Source organism: Pedobacter caeni, assembly GCF_900129215.1.
GTDB lineage: Bacteria > Bacteroidota > Bacteroidia > Sphingobacteriales > Sphingobacteriaceae > Pedobacter > Pedobacter caeni.
In genome coordinates, this window is record NZ_FQUQ01000002.1 from 410,524 (window position 1) to 428,989 (window position 18,466).

Genomic DNA, 18,466 nt, shown 5'->3' on the forward strand with positions numbered 1-18,466 from the left:
ATCAATGAGTACATCAGGTAAAAGCAGTTCCAGTAAGAAAGTAGCCGGTAAAAAGAAAGAAAATCCTGTTTTAACAGAACGCAGTAAAAGCGTTTGGGTGTATAGCTTATTTACTGATTTTGACATTTCATTATTCATTTCAGGTAAGCACTTCCGTTTGTATGAGAAGATGGGAGCACATCTCCTGAACATCGATCAAACGGATGGTGCTTATTTTGCCGTCTGGGCACCCAATGCCCAGGAGGTTAGTGTAGTTGGTAACTTTAACAAATGGGACCAGACTGCACATCATTTAAATAAACGCTGGGATGCCTCTGGTATCTGGGAGGGTTTTATACCTGCACTGAAAAAGGGAGAAGTGTATAAGTATGCGATCAAAGGTTTTGATGGGGTAGACATTCAAAAGGGCGATCCTTTTGCCACACGTTGGGAACATCCGCCACGAACGGCATCTGTAATTTGGGATACGGATTATAAATGGAGGGATAAACCCTGGTTAAAAAAACGGCCTAAACTCAATGCTTTGAACCAGCCAATGTCGGTATATGAGCTGCATCTGGGTTCCTGGCAAAGAGATCCTGCAGAACCTAAACGGGTACTGACCTATAAAGAGATCGCCAATAGTCTTGTTCCCTACATTCTGGATATGGGCTTTACCCATGTGGAGCTGATGCCCATCATGGAATATCCTTATTTCCCTTCCTGGGGCTACCAGATTACCGGATATTTTGCAGCAAGCTCCAGACATGGAACACCGGAAGAACTGATGTACCTGATTGATGAACTGCACAAAAACAACATTGCAGTGATTCTGGACTGGGTGCCTTCGCATTTCCCCGGAGATGCACACGGGCTTTACCATTTTGATGGAACACATCTTTATGAACACGCGGATATGCGTAAAGGCTTCCATCCGGATTGGAAATCCTATATTTTCAATTATGACAGGAACGAAGTGAGGTCCTTCCTCATCAGCAATGCGTTATATTGGCTGGATCAATTTCATGCCGATGGACTTCGCGTAGATGCAGTTGCTTCTATGTTGTATTTTAATTTTTCAAGGAAAGAAGAAGATGCAGCTACCAATGAATTTGGAGGAAGTGAAAACCTTGGGGCGATTCAGTTTTTAAAAGACCTGAATGAAGCGGTATATGGCAATTATGAAGGGGTACAGACCATTGCAGAAGAAAGTAGTACTTATCCTGGCGTAACTCATCCTGTGCATGCAGGTGGTTTAGGTTTTGGAATGAAGTGGATGATGGGCTGGATGAACGATACGTTGAAATATTTTAAAAACGATCCCATCAACCGGAAATTCCATCACCATCAGCTGACTTTTAGCATTACCTACGCCTTCAGCGAAAATTTTATGCTCCCTTTTTCTCATGATGAAGTGGTGCATGGCAAGTCTTCCATGATTTATAAAATGCCTGGAGATGAATGGCAGAAGTTTGCAAACCTGCGTCTTTTATATGCTTATATGTTTACCCAGCCCGGTACGAAATTGTTGTTTATGGGCAATGAGTTTGCGCAGACCCATGAATGGGATTTTAAAAGCTCGCTGGACTGGCATTTATTACAGCATGCTCCTCATTTGGGTATGCAGAAGACGGTCAGGGCAATCAACAATCTATACCGTTCTGAACCTGCCTTATACGAGCATAGTTTTTCTTATGAAGGATTTGAATGGATCAATGCCGATGATGCAGCACATTCGGTCTACATCTACCTTCGGAAATCCACTAAAGCAAAGGATACTTTAGTCGTGATCTTAAACATGACACCAGTTTATCGTGAAAACTACCGTGTTGGATTACCCTTTAAAGGAAAATGGAAAGAAATTTTCAATACGGATGCCAGGGAGTTTTTCGGAAGCGGGAAACACAATGAAAAATTGCTGATCTCTGAGCAGGTAGATTGTCATGGACGGGAACATTCCATCAGTTTGAACATTCCACCACTGGGAGCTATCGTTTTAAAACAGGGTAAATAATTACCTTTTAAACCGGAAGAAGACATAAGCGGCAATTAGTGCGGCTATAGATAACAAGGCAATGTAGTAACCCAGAGGCCATTCTGCCGGAGGAAGGGTCATACTCTGGTCGTAACCGATGAAAATAAGCGCATCCCAATAATAAGGGAGGTATTGCGCGGGATGCTGCTGAGGACTGTTTAGCCAGTTTAGCTTGGCCTCATGTAAGGAGGCGCTGATTTCTTTTCCCTCTAACAGGTTTTTGTAAGTATCTGCTGTTATTTTCGCTGCGGCATCATCATTCACATTCCAGAGACTGGCAATGGTCCCTTGTGTACCGATGGCAGCAAAGCCTCTGCTTAAGCTGATGATTCCCTCGCCATCAGCCATCATTCCATCGGCTGTCCTGCAGGCGCTGAGGACCACCAGTGCCGGCGCACGTTGTCGGGCAGACAACTCAAATAAAAAGACCTGTTCGTCATGAAAGGCTAATGTGGGCTCCTTCCGGGTGCCTGAAAGGTAGGAGTGGGTGCTGATGTGGAGGACATCTGCCTGTTCGAATTCCTTAAAAAAATCTTTAGCTTTTGCGTCTTTATCAATCAGGAAATTACCGGAAACCAGTTTCTTTAAAGCGGCAGCTTCAAAGGCAACAGCAGGGATTGCGGCTTTGTCTTTCCCCTGATGGGTGATGAACAGCCCTGCAAATTCATTGCTGTTTGTAAGTGCTGTGCTTTTGATGCTTTCATCAGCAGGGCCTTGCTTTCTCTTTGACTGGTTGAGCCAGGTCTGTATAGAGAAAGCGTAGGAGATGTTTTGTTTTCTAATGAAAAATGGCCAGCGGGAAATGGACGGCTGATAAGATGGCGCTGTAATCAATCCTTCAAAAGAGAGTTTTCCAAGAACCTCATCGGGCACAATGATCAGGTGCTCATTTTTATGGAAATTGAAATCGCCCATTAAAGTGTGATAACAACGATAAGAAGCGTCGAAGAAAGCTTTGGGATCATTCATCATCGCTTCCGGACCTTTACTATAATAGCTTTCTACAAAATTGCTGATCTGCTGTTTAACCCGAATAGCATCTGGTATTCTGGTGATCTGTTTAACCTGTCTGTTGTGGATCTCAATGGCATAGATATGGCTGATGCCTGAAAAGAAAACAATGAAATGTGCCTTGGCAGGGAGCCTTTTTAGTATGGTCTGTGTATTCATTGTTGCCTCCCCATTCCAGGCTAAAGCCGGATAACGTTCCCTCAGCTTTTTATTGATGTATTCCAGTTTAAATTTTAGATCAGCGGTATTTTTATCCGCGCTGAACCTTGCTTTTGCATTTTGTAAGGATAGCTTTTCCTGATAAGCGATGGCACTTTCCAGATTTTGTTTTTGGAGAAACAGCGTATCTCTGGTCTGAAGACTCAGTTGTTGTTGATTTCGCCTGATGTCGTCTAATAACGTCCGGGCCTTGGTTTGCTCCATGAGGTTCAGGATCAACTCTGCATAATGGTGTTGTCCGGTCTTTTCCAATAAGCGAAAAGCAATGGCAATGGCCTTTTCTGCCATTTGTTTGGTTTCTGACTGAAAGCGTTGTTTTGTTTTTACATCAGCCAGCTCAAAACGGATTTTATCGCCGGCCAAAAGGGACCATCTGATGTTTTGAAGCGCCTCTTTTTCTGCCCCTGAAAGGGAGTAGGCAATTGAACGCTGGTAAAAGACATCCTGTAAACGGTTATCGCCAAAAATCTTGTTCTGGTCGACTTGTCCGGCGGAGTTTAACAGACCTAAACTACTCAGTGTTTGGTTAAAGTACAATAATGCCGCTTTCCCTTCCCGCTGACCGAGTTTTATTTTCCCCAGTTGAGTGATGACATTTGCCTTCTCCCTTAGCCTGTTTCCCCGGTAGTATTGATCATTGGTTTTTAATGCCAGTTGATAATAACCTACCGCGGAAGAGAATTTTTTCTGAGCCAGTTGAACATCTCCTGCAGTAATGTAACTACTCAATAACCAATAGGCGGTGTCTTCATTCTGTTTGGTATTGCGTTGTAAGGCTATGTTTGCCGAAATGGTGACTTCGGCTTCCTTCAGTTGATTTTTATCTTTGTAAATATCCGCCAGGGTATTGTTTAAAAGAATGGATATTGCAGAACCAGGCTTGACTTTCTGCTTCCCCAGTTGAATGCATTGCAATGCTTTATTGAAGTCGCCGATAGAACGGTAAGAAATGCCAAGGTTGTTATAAGTAGAGGCAATAAGCGCGTCATTATTTTCTTTTACGGCGAAACTCAGTGTTTTTTGTTGAATGAAAATGGCCTTTTCATAATCTCCGAGCCGGGTATAGTTATTGGCCCAGGGTTTCAACACAAAATCAGAAATGTCCGTATAAACGTTATGGTCCTGCCAATAATTATAGGCCTGTTCGTAACAGTTGATGGAGTTGAGGATATTTCCTGCGTACATTTGATTATAGCCCTGGTGACTCAATAACAATACCCAGGCCTGCATTTCTGCTTCGGTTTTTGGCTTGCGCCAGGCATCCTTAGTGCTGTTCATCAGGAAAGGTAGACTTGCCCCCGGATCGGCCTGAGTATAATCAATGCGGGAATAGATCCACTCGCTGAGGTTGTCGTTTTTTTTTAAGGAGTCCAGTGCTTTTTTGATGGGTACAGGAAGCTTGCCGACCGTTTGCGCGTTCAGCATCATTGAAAAAGAGAAAAGCAGGGCAAAAAGGCAGCCCAGCATTCGTTTTCTTGTTAAAACTTCCACGTTAAATAAGTGATTAACCTATTGTTACTCTGTTGTAAAGTGTATAAATACCGGAAGCCAATGGCCGGACCTACATGTACCTTTCCGACTTGAATATCTGCAAAGAGGGTGTTTTGAAAATCATTGAAACTGCTGCTGATCTTTTGAAAACTTTCCTTAATCGGAGGGCTGGTTCCCGCAGCAGTAGCCTCAAGGAAAATGGTCCGAAGGGGCTTAGCCTGTTTATCCAGGTTGAAAGAAACCATGGTCCCAATTCCTGCACCAAAATATTTATTGAAATTGCGCCTTAACTGTAAGGGTACAATGTTCATCGTGATCACCCTGATTTTTGCTGTGCTATCGGTGTAATCTATTCTTTCTTCCTTTCGGTTAGGAACCGAAATAAACCTTCCATCTCCGGGAGTTCTTTTGATGAGGAACTCTTTTTCGGAAAAGGAGTTCATGTACAGCTCTGCCTGCAGGAAATACCGGTGTGGAGCATATGGAGCGATGCTGAGTCCGAAAGTAATGTTCTTTTGTCCGGAGAAAGGACTGTTGCCATTTTCAAATGGAAAGCCATAACCGGCAATGATTCCGGGGGAAAGTCCTGTTTTATATTTTCCTGTAGCCCGGTTGGTATAAATAGGTTCATTTTTATCAAATACGATCGCAGCACCACTTCTGAATGGAAGTTTTTTAGGCTTTTCCAGAAAGCCAATTCTGTATTCTACATAACCCATAGTAGAGTCTGCATCGTTTACCCCTTTCTGCTGTAAACCTGGAAGGTATATGTTTTTGAAGACAAAATGAACGCTATCTGCAGTCCTGACCGTATCCATACAGCTTTGATTGGCATAAGCAGAATCGCAGTTTACAATTTTAGGTTTTGAATCCAGGATTTCGATGGAAGCAATGTTTAGGTTTGGGGGGATGGCTACACCTACATCTACTTTTTTTGCCGGTCCTTTACCTGTGTTCTGGAATTTCACCCTATAGGTTAGTTTTCTGTTTTTTCCGGTAAAACGATAATTCATCCTGCTGTTTTTCAGGATCATCTTATTCGGATCATGAGACGCTACAATCTGCAATTCCATGGTAAAGAATTCTGTTGGGGCAAGGGCATCATCAGGAATAAACATACCGGTCAGTTTAACCACTGCATTGGTATCTTTAATCATTTCAGGAGTGGTCTTTAAATGAAGAAAAAGAAAGTTTTCCTGTCCTGATTTCAGGTTTTCAAATTTCCAGCTTTCCGCTTTTCTGAACGCATTCATTTTTTCTTTGATCAGGCTTGTGCTTTCCGGATCGAATACCGGAACAATGGCCTCAGAAAAAGACGGACCGTTTAGGGAGGCCGCATAGCCGTCTGTTGATGGTCTTAGTGCGGCGAAACTGCCGTACTTATCCATAGATGACTTTTTTTCGTTATGATAGTTCCTGACTTCAGCAAGTTCAAAATTGTCTTTATTAAACTCCTTGTCGTTGTAGAGGAAAGCGATGGTGCCATTTAAACTGGCAATGCCATTTTCGGCTTTATTCCGGTATCCAAGTACCAGCATCATGTCGTCGCCGGGTTTGGGCATGCAATTGGTTTTCATTTCAATTGATCCGCCTGATTTAAACAGAGAAGGCTCAGATTTATATGGGTTGGCTGCAAGTACGGGTCTGCTTGACCCCGGTTTAAGGGGCTTTGGCCGTGTTGGTGGCCGTTTTCCATCATCATAACTGTTGGTTGCAAAAAGGCGTACCTGATAAAGGCCGCTATCCGGAAAGAGATGAAGGGGATCCTTCTCAAATGAAAAACTACCGTCGCCAAATTCCCAAAAATAAGTGTAAAATGGTTCGGGTGCTCCGGCAATTGGTCTCAGTGGACGCAAAGTGGAACTGAATGTGATGCCATTGGGTCCTGATTGATGATGTACAATGGCAGGAACGGTATCCGCCGGAACGATTTGCGTTTGGGCAAATGCCTGTCCAAAGGAGAGTAGAGCGAGGAGGCAGACTAGTTTTTTCATCTTAGCTAATAAATTTAACAATAAAATCCTTAAAAACCAGAAAAGATAAAGCCCTGTTAAGGGCCTTATCTTCAGGTATCGGAGCGTGTGTTTATTTAATAACTGTCGAGGCTGTTGATGGCATTCTGAACAGCTGCTTCGGTAGTTTCGGATAAGCTTAATGCGATGTTTTGTCCGGCACTGATCGTTACCTCCTGTGCGGCATAATAGAACCTGCCATTTTTGATAGAGAAAGAAAGCATACGGCCCTGAACACCAACGGGCATTGTGTTATCGTAACTTTTTACTTTGTTAGCACCAGCAGGGGTATACAACTGAGCGGCAACATTGCTTCCTTTAGGACAGAAGAAAACATAGGTTTCTCCGCTATAGGCATGGAAGCTGGCCATTGTGCCTGGATTATTGGTCACTTCAACAGTAATGGTGGTTTTAGGATTGGAATAACTGTAGAATACATCACAGTTGATCCATCCCAATGCGCCAAAGTCGAAGGTGAAAGCTGAATTTGCCGCGTTTACTTCTTTCTGACCTACACCATTTGCCTGTGGCCTTGGTGCCTGCCATGCCATTTGGTTATTGCCTGCAGCAACCAAAGGTTTGTCATTCTGATCAACACCTATCCAAAGCTGTGTTGAACCTTCTCTTTTGGCAGGAATGGCTATTTTTACCGGTACGGCCAGGTTCTGGTCTACACTACTGCCATTGGCTTTTACATCCAGGAAGATGAACCCGTCGGAAGCAAGAGGCGCTCCTGATACGTGGTTGGTATTTGCTCCGGTAAATAGTACAGTACTTCTTTTGAGCACTTCTATCGCCTCAACAGTAACCATTCCTGTTACTGCTACACCTCCTTTAGTAAGTGAGCCGGCAGGGAAATTGATTTTTGTTCCCCCGGCCAGGGTAACAGTCTGTGGCAATGCGGAAGCATTGATTTGCAGGTTTTGCTGCTGCGCACCAAATTTCGCTGTGAAATCTTTAGCGCTTTGTACCATGCCTTCATCGGTACCTTTGTCTTTTTTACATGCAATGGTTAAACAAGCGATTGCAATAAATAATGTGGAGATTAGGTTGAACTTTTTCATGTCTGTAGAGTTTAAATAAATGTGTGATTCGAATAGAGATCAAGTGGATTGAAAAATTGTTACCCCCCTTCCTGCATTTTTTTTACAGCTTGTCAAAAGAAACTTTAAATTCGTAGAGGTATCTCCTTTTATTTAATCCGGTATATGGCCAAAAACATACATGCAGATCAACGTTTTATTGTCGGACTGGTAAATAACGATGCCGTCATTATCAATGATATTTATAAACGTTGTGCCCATAAGATCAAATCATGGATCACCTTTAATAATGGTAGTGAAGATGATGCTGCGGATATTTTTCAGGAATCATTAATGGACATCTACCGGCAGGGGAAATATAAATCCCTGGAGCTGACCTGTCCCTTTGAACCTTACCTCTTATTGGTTTGTAAACGTAAATGGCTGAACCAGATCAAAAAAAGATCAATTTTGCCGGTAACAAATTTGGAGGAGGATTTATTAGCTATTGGGGAAGATACTTTTGCACAGGCAGATGAGCTGGAAAATCAGGCGAGACAATCGGATTTGTTTTACAGTGCATTTGAAAAGCTTGGTGCACGTTGTCAGGAGATCATTTCCTGGAGTATGAAAGGGGAGGCACAGGAAAAAGTTGCTGAAGCTTTAGGGGTAACCTATGGTTACCTGCGTAAAAAGAAATCTGAATGCATGGCTACGTTGATTAAAATGGTTCAATCAATTAAAACGGAAGAATAATGACTAACGAGGATAAAATAATTGATGTTGCAAGGTACCTGGAAGGGGATATGGAAGCGGGAGAGCTACAGGCTTTTGAGGGATTATTGAAACAGGATCCGGAATTACAGAAGCTGTTGACTGAATATCAGGATATCCATCAAACTTTAAAGATGAGGATTGCTGCTGATCCGGCGGATAAAGCTGTCGAAAACAGATTGAAGGAACTGAATGGACAGTATTTTACAGCTGAGGCAAAAACCGTCGTTTTGAATAGCTATTTGAAATGGATCAGCATTGCTGCCGTATTGCTGATCGGGCTATTCGTTTGGGCACCATGGTCCGGAGGGTTATATGAAAAATATGCCATCAGCAGGCAAATGTCTGTAGCGGAACGTGGAACGGGTGCGGAAGAAAAAATAGAAGATGCTGCCGCACTTTATAATGCCGGCGACTTTTCCGCTGCAATAAAAATATTAGCCCCTGTTTATCAATCCAATCCGGAACGGGCAATGGTGGCCTACTATTATGGGATTGCCCTGATGGAAAGCGGCCAGGAAAAGGAAGCCCGTAAAGTGCTGCTGAAATTATATGAAGGGACATCAGTGTTTAAATATGATGCCTTATACAATGTCGGATTGAGTTATGTGAAGGAAAAGAATCCTAAGGAAGCGCTGGTATGGCTGAGCAAGATTCCATCGGCTGATCCCAACTACGAACAGGCGAAAGAACTGATGGAGAAATTGAAATAGGGTATTTACAAATCAGGGGCTCTTTCCAGCCCCTGATGTTTATTCGAAATTATAAATGACACGTTGTGTCAGTTGTTTTTTATCTCTCAATCGTTGGAGATTGTCGTGTAAAGCGCTCTTATCTTCAATTCCTGTGCTGTTTAGCAAGGCTTGCTTATAAAACTCATTGGCTTCTTCCCATCTTTTGTCCTGTTCTGCATAGTTTCCCATTTGTTCATAGATGCAGCATTTGCATACTCCTTTTATAAGGAGGGCTTTCTGGAAAATCTGTTCTGCTAAATTTGGCATTTCCAAAGTAGTCAGCAAACGAAGGTAAGGGAGGTATACATCAGGAAATTCCGGCTCCAGACCAATACATTTCTTGTAATAAAATCCGGCAGTCTGATAATTTTTGAACCTATCCTGATAGATGTTTCCCAAATGATAATATGCCCTGGCATATTCGGGATCAATCTGAATAATTTCATTCATTAGATGAAGCGCTTTCTGAGGCTCGCCGTGCTCCAGCTCGTCAAGGGCTTCGAGATATTTCTCTTCAGTGGTATATAAAATGTCCATATGGATAATTTTCTTTTTTGTTCCGGGAAGAACAAGCTTCCGGAAGGCTGTTAAATTGTTAATTCGGGTAATCGTTGAATATCTTGGAGGATGTGTTATATCCCGGACAGGATAGGAAGATGCATGCCTATCCGCTGCAGACAAACCATTGGTTTGCTGATGTTCATTTGGATATATTGGTACTTAAGCATGTTCTTGTCTTTTTACAAATATAAGGATATGTATCTAAATATCAAAACGTTTGGTTTTTTTGCAATATCCTGGATGATAAGGAGAAAGGCCTTTTCTGCGGATAAGGAGCTCAGGCCCGTGGAGGGATGAGGGGAAGCCAATAGGTGATTTCTTCCTGATGTATTAATAATATTACGCAGTATTTCTCTATGGGATTCATTTGAAGGGCAATATAGTGTCAGTATTGGAGAATCTATGTGAAGTCTTGTAATGCCGGAGAGGTTATCTTTATCTTTTAATTAAGCTATATTAGTTATCAGGTTCTTAGTAAAGAAAAGATACCTGTAGCAATTACCTGAACTAACCAAATGTATGATTCCCGGTATGAAATTATTTCGTAACAAAAAGTTGCTTGTGATCCTCGTTATTTTAGTAGTGGTGGTATTGGGGGCCTTCCTGATGCCTTCCTCGGATCGGGTGGATTTCAATACAGAGATCAAGCCGATTCTCAACAAGAAATGTATCTCTTGCCATGGTGGGGTGAAGAAACAGGGAGGATTTAGTGTCTTGTTCCATGAAGAAGCACTGGCCGCAACTAAAAGCGGAAAACCTGCCATCATTCCCGGTGATCCAGATGGAAGTGAAATGATCAAACGTTTGCTGTCCAAAGATCCGGAACTGAGGATGCCCTATCAGCATGAAGCGTTAAATGAAGATGAAATCGATCTTTTTAAGCGCTGGATTAAGCAAGGAGCAAAATGGGGTGACCACTGGGCTTACCTTCCTGTGAAAGAAGTGGAAATCCCTGATGTAACGGACAACTGGGTAAAGAACGATATCGATAAATTCATTTATGCGAAGCTGGAGGAAAAGGAAATGAAACCTTCCGCAGAAGCAGATAAAGCAACTTTGTTAAGAAGAGTAAGCCTCGACCTGATTGGTCTGGCACCCTCAGAAAAGGTCATGCAGCAATACCTCCAGAGTAAAGATGGTGATAAAGCTTATGAAACTCTGGTAGATTCCTTAATGGCTTCTCCTCGTTTTGGTGAGAAATGGGCTTCTATGTGGCTGGATGTGGCAAGGTATGCGGATACTAAAGGGTATGAATCTGATGGCGGCCGGGAGGTCTGGAAATACAGGGATTGGGTAATCAAGGCATTCAATCAGGATAAACCTTACAATGAGTTTATTACTGAGCAAATCGCAGGAGACTTTTTTGCCAACGCAACTGATGAGCAATACATCGCGACCGCCTTCCACAGAAATACCATGACCAATGATGAAGGGGGGACGAGCAATGAAGAGTTCCGGGTTTCTGCGGTAATGGACCGGGTGAATACCACCTGGGAAGGTTTATTGAGTACCACATTTGCCTGTGTACAATGCCATAGCCATCCTTATGATCCTTTTAAGCATGATGAGTTTTATAAGTTTATGGCTTATTTTAACAATACGAGAGATGAAGACCTGCAGTCTGAGTATCCGTTATTGAGACAATATGACGATTCCCTGCAAACAAAACTTAAGGATTTAAATTCCTGGCTGGTAAAAAATGCCGGAAAGGAAAAGGCCGCAGAAGTATACAAGTTTCTTAAAACCGGACAACCGAGCATCAATTCTACTACCACAGACAGCCTTAAAAATGCCGTGATTGGCAACAATAATATCGCCTTGTTTTTCAAGAACAATGCCGTAGCCCGCATTCCGGAAGTAGATTTAAAGGGGGTAAAACAATTGATTTACCGCTATTCTTCAAATGTACCGGGAGGAAATATGCAATTGCGTTTAGATCATGCCAATGGTCCGGTAATTGCCTCCTGGAAAGTTCCTTCAGGAGATAAATATCAAAACTTAGAGGTAGAGCTCAAACCACAAAACGGAGTGCATGATTTATACCTCAGTTACCAGAATCCGGGAATCAAAAATAAAGACCAGTTTGCGGTATATTTTGACTGGTTTTACTTCTCTGATTCCTTTCCCGGCAAGGCTAAACCCGGATATGAGGAAAACAGGAAACTGTTCTGGACTTTGCTGAATTCAAACCCTTCTTCTATTCCGGTGATGGTAGAAAATCCTGCCAACAGACAGCGCAAAAGTTTTGTGTTTGAAAGGGGAGCCTGGACTTCCAAAGGAAAAGAAGTGCAGGTAGGTGTTCCACAAACACTGGCTTATGCCATGCCCAAAAATGCACCGAAAAACAGAATGGGACTGGCCATGTGGTTAACCGATCCAAGAAATCCACTGCTCTCCCGTACCATGGTTAACCGCCTTTGGGAACAACTGTTCGGAACCGGAATTGTCGAGACGCTGGAAGATATGGGAACCCAGGGAATGAATCCCACACACAAAGAAATGCTGGATCACCTGTCATGGGAACTGATGCATAAGTATAAATGGAGTGTGAAATCCCTGCTGAAGGAAATGGTGATGAGTGCGACTTACAGACAGGATTCCAAACTCTCTGAAGAGATGAAAGAAAAAGATTTGTTCAATCATTACTATGCCAGAGGTCCGCGTACCCGCCTGAGTGCCGAACAGCTAAGAGATCAGCATTTAATGGCAAGTGGGGTGTTGAGTACAAAAATGTACGGACATGGCGTGATGCCATGGCAGCCGGAAGGGATCTGGAACTCTCCTTACAATGGGGCGAAATGGCAGAATTCTAAAGGCGAAGATCAGTACAGAAGGGCAATCTATACCTACTGGAAAAGGTCAGCCCCTTATCCTTCAATGATTGCATTTGATGGGGCACAAAGGGTGGTTTGCAGTCCGAGGAGGATCAGAACGAATACGCCTTTACAGGCTTTGGTCACCCTGAATGATGAGGCTTACATCGAAATGGCACGTCATTTTGCGAAACGGATGCAACTGGAAGGTGGCAAAAATATCGGACAGCAGATCAGTAAGGGCTATCAATGGGTCATGTACAAGCCTATTGCTGCACCTAAACTGCAGATCCTGGATAAACTATATATGCAAGCCTTTAACGATTATAAAAAGAACCCTGCAAAAATGGGAGAGATCCTTGGAACCGCAGATAAAGATAAAAATCCGGAGAAAGCGGCATTGGTGATTGTCGCCAATGCTATGCTCAACCTGGATGAAGTAGTGACCAAAAATTAAATCACGTCATGACAAGAGATGAACTAAACGCACACCGCCTGGTGAAAGAAGCTAAGGAAACTGAACTCCGGTCTTTTACCCGCCGGCATTTCCTGAAAGAAAGTGCAATGGGCCTTGGGGCGATTGCAATGGGCTCGTTGTTTGGAAGCTGCAGCTTTGGAGCTAAGGGTAATAATCCGGTTTTATATGATCCGGCACACCCCTTATTGCCAAAATCCCCGCCGTTTTTCGGGAAGGCTAAAAGCGTAATCTACCTGCACATGGCCGGTGCTCCTTCCCAGCTGGAACTCTTCGACTTTAAACCAGAGCTGATGAAGATGGATGGACAGGATTGTCCGCCTTCATTGCTTGCCGGGAAGAAGTTTGCCTTTATTACGGGAGTTCCTAAAATGTTGGGCGCACAGGCAAAATTTGCCCAGCATGGACAAAGCAGGGCCTGGGTAAGTGACAATATGCCTCATTTTTCTACCATGGTAGATGAAGTCAGTTTCCTGAAAGCAGTAAGCACCGATCAGTTTAATCATGCACCAGCACAACTGTTGATTCATACGGGAAGTCCGCGTCTGGGCAGACCAAGTATTGGAAGCTGGGCCACTTATGGACTGGGAACGGAAAACCAAAACCTGCCTGGTTATGTGGTACTGACGAGTGGAGGAAGTTTCCCTGATGCAGGTAAAAGCATTTGGGGAAGTGGATTTTTACCTTCCGTTTATCAGGGGGTGCAATGCCGGAGTGAAGGAGATCCGGTGTTATTTATTAAAGACCCCCATGGCATGAGCCGGGACTTACGTAAGGCCTCAATTGATGCCATCAATGCTTCCAATGAACTGGAATATGCGAACTATAATGATCCGGAAATCCTTTCCAGGATCTCCCAGTACGAAATGGCCTACCGGATGCAGATTTCTGCCCCTGAAGTGATGAACATCAATGATGAACCACAATATATTCATGAGATGTATGGTACAGAACCCGGAAAATCCTCATTTGCGAATAATGTATTACTTGCCCGAAAGCTGGTAGAAAAAGGGGTAAGGTATGTTCAGCTCTTTGACTGGGGCTGGGATGCGCATGGTGACGGACCCAACAATTCCCTCAATATCGGCCTGAAAAATAAATGCCGGAGTACCGATAAACCAATTACAGCCTTATTACTGGACTTGAAACAAAGAGGATTGCTGGATGAAACGCTGGTGGTCTGGGGAGGTGAATTTGGGCGCACACCAATGATGGAGAATCGAAATGGAATTCAAAATCCTTATAACGGAAGGGACCATCATACCGAAGCATTCACGATGTGGATGGCTGGTGGCGGAATCAAGAAGGGTTTTACACACGGTGAAACCGACGAGATTGGTTATAGTGCCCTGAGTGGAAAAGTAGATCCTTTTGATATTCAGGCAACCATCCTTAACCAGCTCGGATTTAATCATGAGCAATTTACTTATCCTTTCCAGGGCAGGCCATTCCGCTTAACCGATGTAGCAGGAAAGGTGATCCAGGACATCATCGCCTAATTTAAAATCAACCAAACAACCACAAGAAACCAATGCAGCAAAACCGAAGGAATTTTATTAAAACTACTGCTACCGCCACTGCTGCGGGATTATTCAGCCCACTCAGCGAGCTGATCGCACAGGATGCGATTGGCATTAAAGCCGCTACAGGATACGAATTGTTATTTATGGCCACAGACTGGGGCTTTAATGGCAACACCGATGAGTTTTGCCGGGCAGCAAAAAAAGAAGGATATGAAGGAATTGAGGTCTGGTGGCCTGCAGACAATCCTGCGGCACAGCAATCCTTATACGATGCTTTAAAAAAGCATCAGCTACAGGTAGGTTTTCTTTGTGGCGCTGGTCAACCCAAAGCAAAACCTCACCTGGAAACATTTATGAAAAATCTGGATGCTGCACTTAATAGTGTCCAGAAACCGCTTTACATCAATTGCCATTCGGGTAAAGACTATTTCAGCTATGAAGAGAACAGGGCTATTATTGATTATACGACTAAAAAGTCAAAAGAAAGCGGAATTCCGGTTTATCACGAAACCCATCGCGGCAGAATGTTATATTCTGCTCCGGTGGCCAGGCAGTTTATAGAAAGAAATCCGGAATTACGTCTTACCCTGGACATTTCTCATTGGTGTAATGTCCATGAAAGTCTGCTGGCAGACCAACAGGAGACGATTGATCTGGCGCTGGAAAGGGTCTCTCATATTCATTCCCGGGTTGGACACCCTCAGGGTCCTCAGGTAAATGATCCAAGGGCACCGGAATGGGAAAATGCATTAAAGGCGCATTTGAGTTGGTGGGATAAAGTGATCGCCCGTAAAAAGAAAAACGGAGAGCGAATGACAATCCTGACTGAATTCGGCCCGCCTGACTATATGCCAACCTTGCCTTTTACACGTCAGCCGGTTGCCGATCAGTGGGGGATAAATGTGTATATGATGAACCTGTTGCGTAAACGTTATCAATAATTTGTGGCCATAATGATGCTTTTGTCTATATCCGACCTTATCGGGAGGTTTCATCCCATATTGGTACACCTTCCGATAGGAATTTTATTAATGGGCTGCTTGTTTCAGCTGCTCAGCAGGTACCCTAAGTTCTCAGGAATTAAAGGGGCTATCCCATTGACTTATCTTCTTGGTTTCTTTGGAGCTGTATTTTCTTGTCTGAGTGGCTATCTTTTATCCCAAAGTGGCGATTATGATGGCAACCTGGTAGGGATTCACCAATGGCTGGGAATCAGCACTGCGGTTTTTTCCCTGGTTTCCTATTTGATGGTTCAGAAAGCGGTTCGGGAACTGATTTTAAACCTCTCGGCAACAGGATTATTGCTGTTGATTACGCTGACGGGACATTATGGTGGTTCTTTGACCCATGGATCGGATTACCTGACCTCAGCATTAACAGATAGTCCTGAAAAAGGGGCCTCAGCAATTCCTCCGGTAGTAAACGTACAGCAGGCAATGGTCTACACACATATGGTGCAACCCTTATTGAAAAACCGTTGTTATAGTTGCCATGGCAGCGAGAAACAGAAAGGAAAACTTCGTCTCGACAGCAGGGAGTTTATGCTGAAAGGGGGTGAAGAGGGAAAGGCTCTGGTACCTGGAAGTGCGGAGGAAAGTGCATTGATCAAAAGATTGTTATTGCCCATCAGCAATGAGGATCACATGCCGCCAAAAGAAAAGCCCCAGCTTTCTGCTCAGGAGCTGGCTTTATTGGAATGGTGGATCAAAGAGGGGGCAGATATCAATAAAAAAGTACAGGACCTGAAACAAAATGAAAAGATCAAACCTGTATTGCTGAGCTTTCAGACAGGGGCAAAGAAGGCTGCAGATAAGATTTTAGAGATCCCTGCTCAGGAAGTAGGCAAGGCTGATGCTAAGGTGATCGCTGATCTGAAAGCCGCCGGAGTGGTGGTGATTCCGGTAACGAACAACAGCAATTATTTATCAGTAAGCTTTGTAACAGCTAAGCCTTCTGCCAACTTATTAACGCTGTTGAAGTCTTTGAACAGCCAGCTGATCTGGTTAAATCTGGCCAATACGAGTATTGACGATAAAGGAATGGAAGTGATCGCAGGACTTAAAAATCTGGTCAGGATCAATTTAACACAAACCGGAATTACCGATCAGGGACTCTCCCGGTTGAAAACAATAAGCAGCTTACAATATCTAAACCTCACAGGCACGAAAGTGACGGCTAAAGGGTTAATTGGCCTGAAAGGCTTAAAAGAACTTCAGCAGGTTTATTTGTACCAGTCTGCGGTAAATAAAACGGAGGAACAGGGGTTGAAGAAGTTGTTCCCAAAAGCAGTTCTTGATTTTGGAGGATACCAGGTGCCTACCTTTGCAAAGGATACCACTGAAGTAAAACCACCAGTTACTTCTTAACTTCTTCAGGAGATTTTACTAAGCATTAGCTGAGGTCGTATCTCAGATGATTTACAGTAAACAGGTGATTTACGGTAAAGGGTTTATGGTTCAGGAAGATCCTGCTAAAATAAACAGACAAAAATATTGGGTATTAGCACCATATCAGAATGGAATCACTATTTTAGAAATAGAATTCATCTGCTAAAACCTGTTTTTATAAATGACCACCTTACCCAAAGAAAAGAGTGCACTGGCATATTTGCTGAGCGCACCAGTGATTGTAGCTTCCCTGGGCTATTTTGTCGACATCTATGACCTCCTTTTGTTTGGGATTGTACGGATTCCCAGTTTAACTGAACTGGGGCTTGATGAAGCTGCCCGTTCCATAGAAGGCGCAAGTATCCTCAACTGGCAGATGACAGGTTTATTGCTTGGAGGTGTATTGTGGGGTGTTCTGGGTGATAAAAAAGGCCGGCTTTCTGTACTTTTCGGTTCGATCATTACCTATTCCATTGCAAATTTTGCCTGCGGCTTTGTACATGATGTGTTTATTTATAAGATTTTGCGCTTTATTGCCGGGGTGGGCCTTGCAGGAGAACTGGGAGCGGGGATTACCCTGGTATCCGAGAGCCTGCCGAAACGCCTAAGGGCGCTGGGTACATCGCTGGTGGCCGGAGTGGGTGTTCTCGGTGCTGTGGTTGGTTATTTTACTGTAGAATTGTTTAGCTGGAGAAATGCTTACTTTATTGGCGGAGGAATGGGAATTCTCTTGTTGTTCTTAAGGATTGGGGTATTTGAATCAGGAATGTTTCATGCGATGAAGGCCAAAGAACAATTGAGTAAAGGAAACTTCTTTTCTTTTTTTACAAAAAAAAGCCGGTTGATCTTATACCTGAAATGTATTGGAGTAGGGCTTCCTACCTGGTTTGTAATCGGTATTCTGGCCACCTTTAGCAATGAGATTGGAAAAGCACTGCACATCACTGAAGTGATCAAACCAGGCCTGGCCGTGATGTGGTGTTATGTAGGCCTCGCAGCAGGCGACCTGGTGAGCGGCCTGTTGAGCTACTGGCTGGAATCCCGTCGTAAGGCAGTAGCTTTATTGATGCTGTTCGCAGCCATCGGAACGCTGATCTTCTTATATGCCGGAATTCAGACTTCAACAGGTTTATACCTCATGTGCCTCTGGACAGGGTTTGGAATTGGATATTGGGCAATGTTTGTCACCATCGGTGCAGAACAGTTTGGTACGAATGTACGTGCAACTGCTGCAACCACCATTCCGAATATGGTAAGGGGCACTGTGGTGCTGATGACCACATTTTACACTTTTTTAAAACCACAGGTGATGGAACTGTACGCCGCAGGGATCGTCGGCCTGATCTGTTTTGCAATCGGATTTTACTGTATTAAAACCATTCCTGAAACACATCATAAAGACCTGGACTTTGTGGAAGATTAATCTCCTG

Annotated in this window: 12 protein-coding genes; 8 read left to right on the plus strand and 4 right to left on the minus strand. The window is 43.6% G+C overall.

The genetic code is table 11. The features are described from left to right. The first annotated feature begins 4 nt into the window (after window positions 1-4). Window positions 5-1,993: a 1,4-alpha-glucan branching protein GlgB gene (gene glgB / locus BUC20_RS09100; protein ID WP_073230170.1), complete on the plus strand. Its 1,989-nt coding sequence runs from the start codon at window positions 5-7 to the stop codon at window positions 1,991-1,993. Here the strand turns inward: glgB and BUC20_RS09105 are convergent, their stop codons facing one another. From BUC20_RS09105 to BUC20_RS09115, 3 genes are all read right to left on the minus strand, one after another. Further along, complete coding sequence (locus BUC20_RS09105; RefSeq protein WP_073230172.1) at window positions 1,994-4,711, minus strand: CHAT domain-containing protein; 2,718 nt, start codon at window positions 4,709-4,711, stop codon at window positions 1,994-1,996. An 11-nt stretch (window positions 4,712-4,722) separates the two neighbouring features. Further along, the gene (locus tag BUC20_RS09110) at window positions 4,723-6,729 is read right to left on the minus strand and encodes a PKD domain-containing protein (protein WP_073230174.1); all 2,007 of its coding nucleotides are present in this window, start codon (window positions 6,727-6,729) and stop codon (window positions 4,723-4,725) included. 95 nt (window positions 6,730-6,824) lie between these two features. Beyond that, complete coding sequence (locus BUC20_RS09115; protein ID WP_073230176.1) at window positions 6,825-7,811, minus strand: hypothetical protein; 987 nt, start codon at window positions 7,809-7,811, stop codon at window positions 6,825-6,827. Between the two features lie 144 nt (window positions 7,812-7,955). Here BUC20_RS09115 and BUC20_RS09120 point away from each other — a divergent pair, with 144 nt between their 5' ends. Both BUC20_RS09120 and BUC20_RS09125 read left to right on the plus strand, forming a co-directional pair. Continuing rightward, the gene (locus BUC20_RS09120; RefSeq protein WP_073230178.1) at window positions 7,956-8,525 is read left to right on the plus strand and encodes an RNA polymerase sigma factor; all 570 of its coding nucleotides are present in this window, start codon (window positions 7,956-7,958) and stop codon (window positions 8,523-8,525) included. Then, entirely contained in the window at window positions 8,525-9,256 is a 732-nt protein-coding gene (locus BUC20_RS09125; RefSeq protein WP_073230179.1) for a tetratricopeptide repeat protein, read from the plus strand. The genes BUC20_RS09120 and BUC20_RS09125 overlap by 1 nt, the downstream gene beginning before the upstream one ends. Window positions 9,257-9,295: 39 nt before the next feature. On the opposite strand, the gene BUC20_RS09130 is transcribed toward BUC20_RS09125, so the two are convergent. Beyond that, on the minus strand, window positions 9,296-9,814 hold the full coding sequence (locus BUC20_RS09130; RefSeq protein WP_073230181.1) for a hypothetical protein: 519 nt from the start codon (window positions 9,812-9,814) through the stop codon (window positions 9,296-9,298). Between the two features lie 555 nt (window positions 9,815-10,369). Between BUC20_RS09130 and BUC20_RS09135 the strand changes: the two genes are divergently transcribed. From BUC20_RS09135 to BUC20_RS09155, 5 genes are all read left to right on the plus strand, one after another. After that, entirely contained in the window at window positions 10,370-13,108 is a 2,739-nt protein-coding gene (locus BUC20_RS09135; protein ID WP_073231748.1) for a DUF1553 domain-containing protein, read from the plus strand. 8 nt (window positions 13,109-13,116) lie between these two features. Then, window positions 13,117-14,625, plus strand: coding sequence for a DUF1501 domain-containing protein (locus tag BUC20_RS09140; protein ID WP_073230183.1), 1,509 nt, complete (start codon window positions 13,117-13,119; stop codon window positions 14,623-14,625). A 32-nt stretch (window positions 14,626-14,657) separates the two neighbouring features. Further along, window positions 14,658-15,590 carry a sugar phosphate isomerase/epimerase family protein gene (locus BUC20_RS09145; protein ID WP_143166749.1) on the plus strand — a complete coding sequence of 311 codons (933 nt, stop codon included), beginning with the start codon at window positions 14,658-14,660 and terminating at the stop codon, window positions 15,588-15,590. A gap of 90 nt (window positions 15,591-15,680) precedes the next feature. Next, on the plus strand, window positions 15,681-17,015 hold the full coding sequence (locus BUC20_RS09150; RefSeq protein WP_234994487.1) for a c-type cytochrome domain-containing protein: 1,335 nt from the start codon (window positions 15,681-15,683) through the stop codon (window positions 17,013-17,015). Between the two features lie 202 nt (window positions 17,016-17,217). After that, the gene (locus tag BUC20_RS09155; protein WP_073230187.1) at window positions 17,218-18,459 is read left to right on the plus strand and encodes an MFS transporter; all 1,242 of its coding nucleotides are present in this window, start codon (window positions 17,218-17,220) and stop codon (window positions 18,457-18,459) included. The last annotated feature ends 7 nt before the right edge of the window (window positions 18,460-18,466 follow it).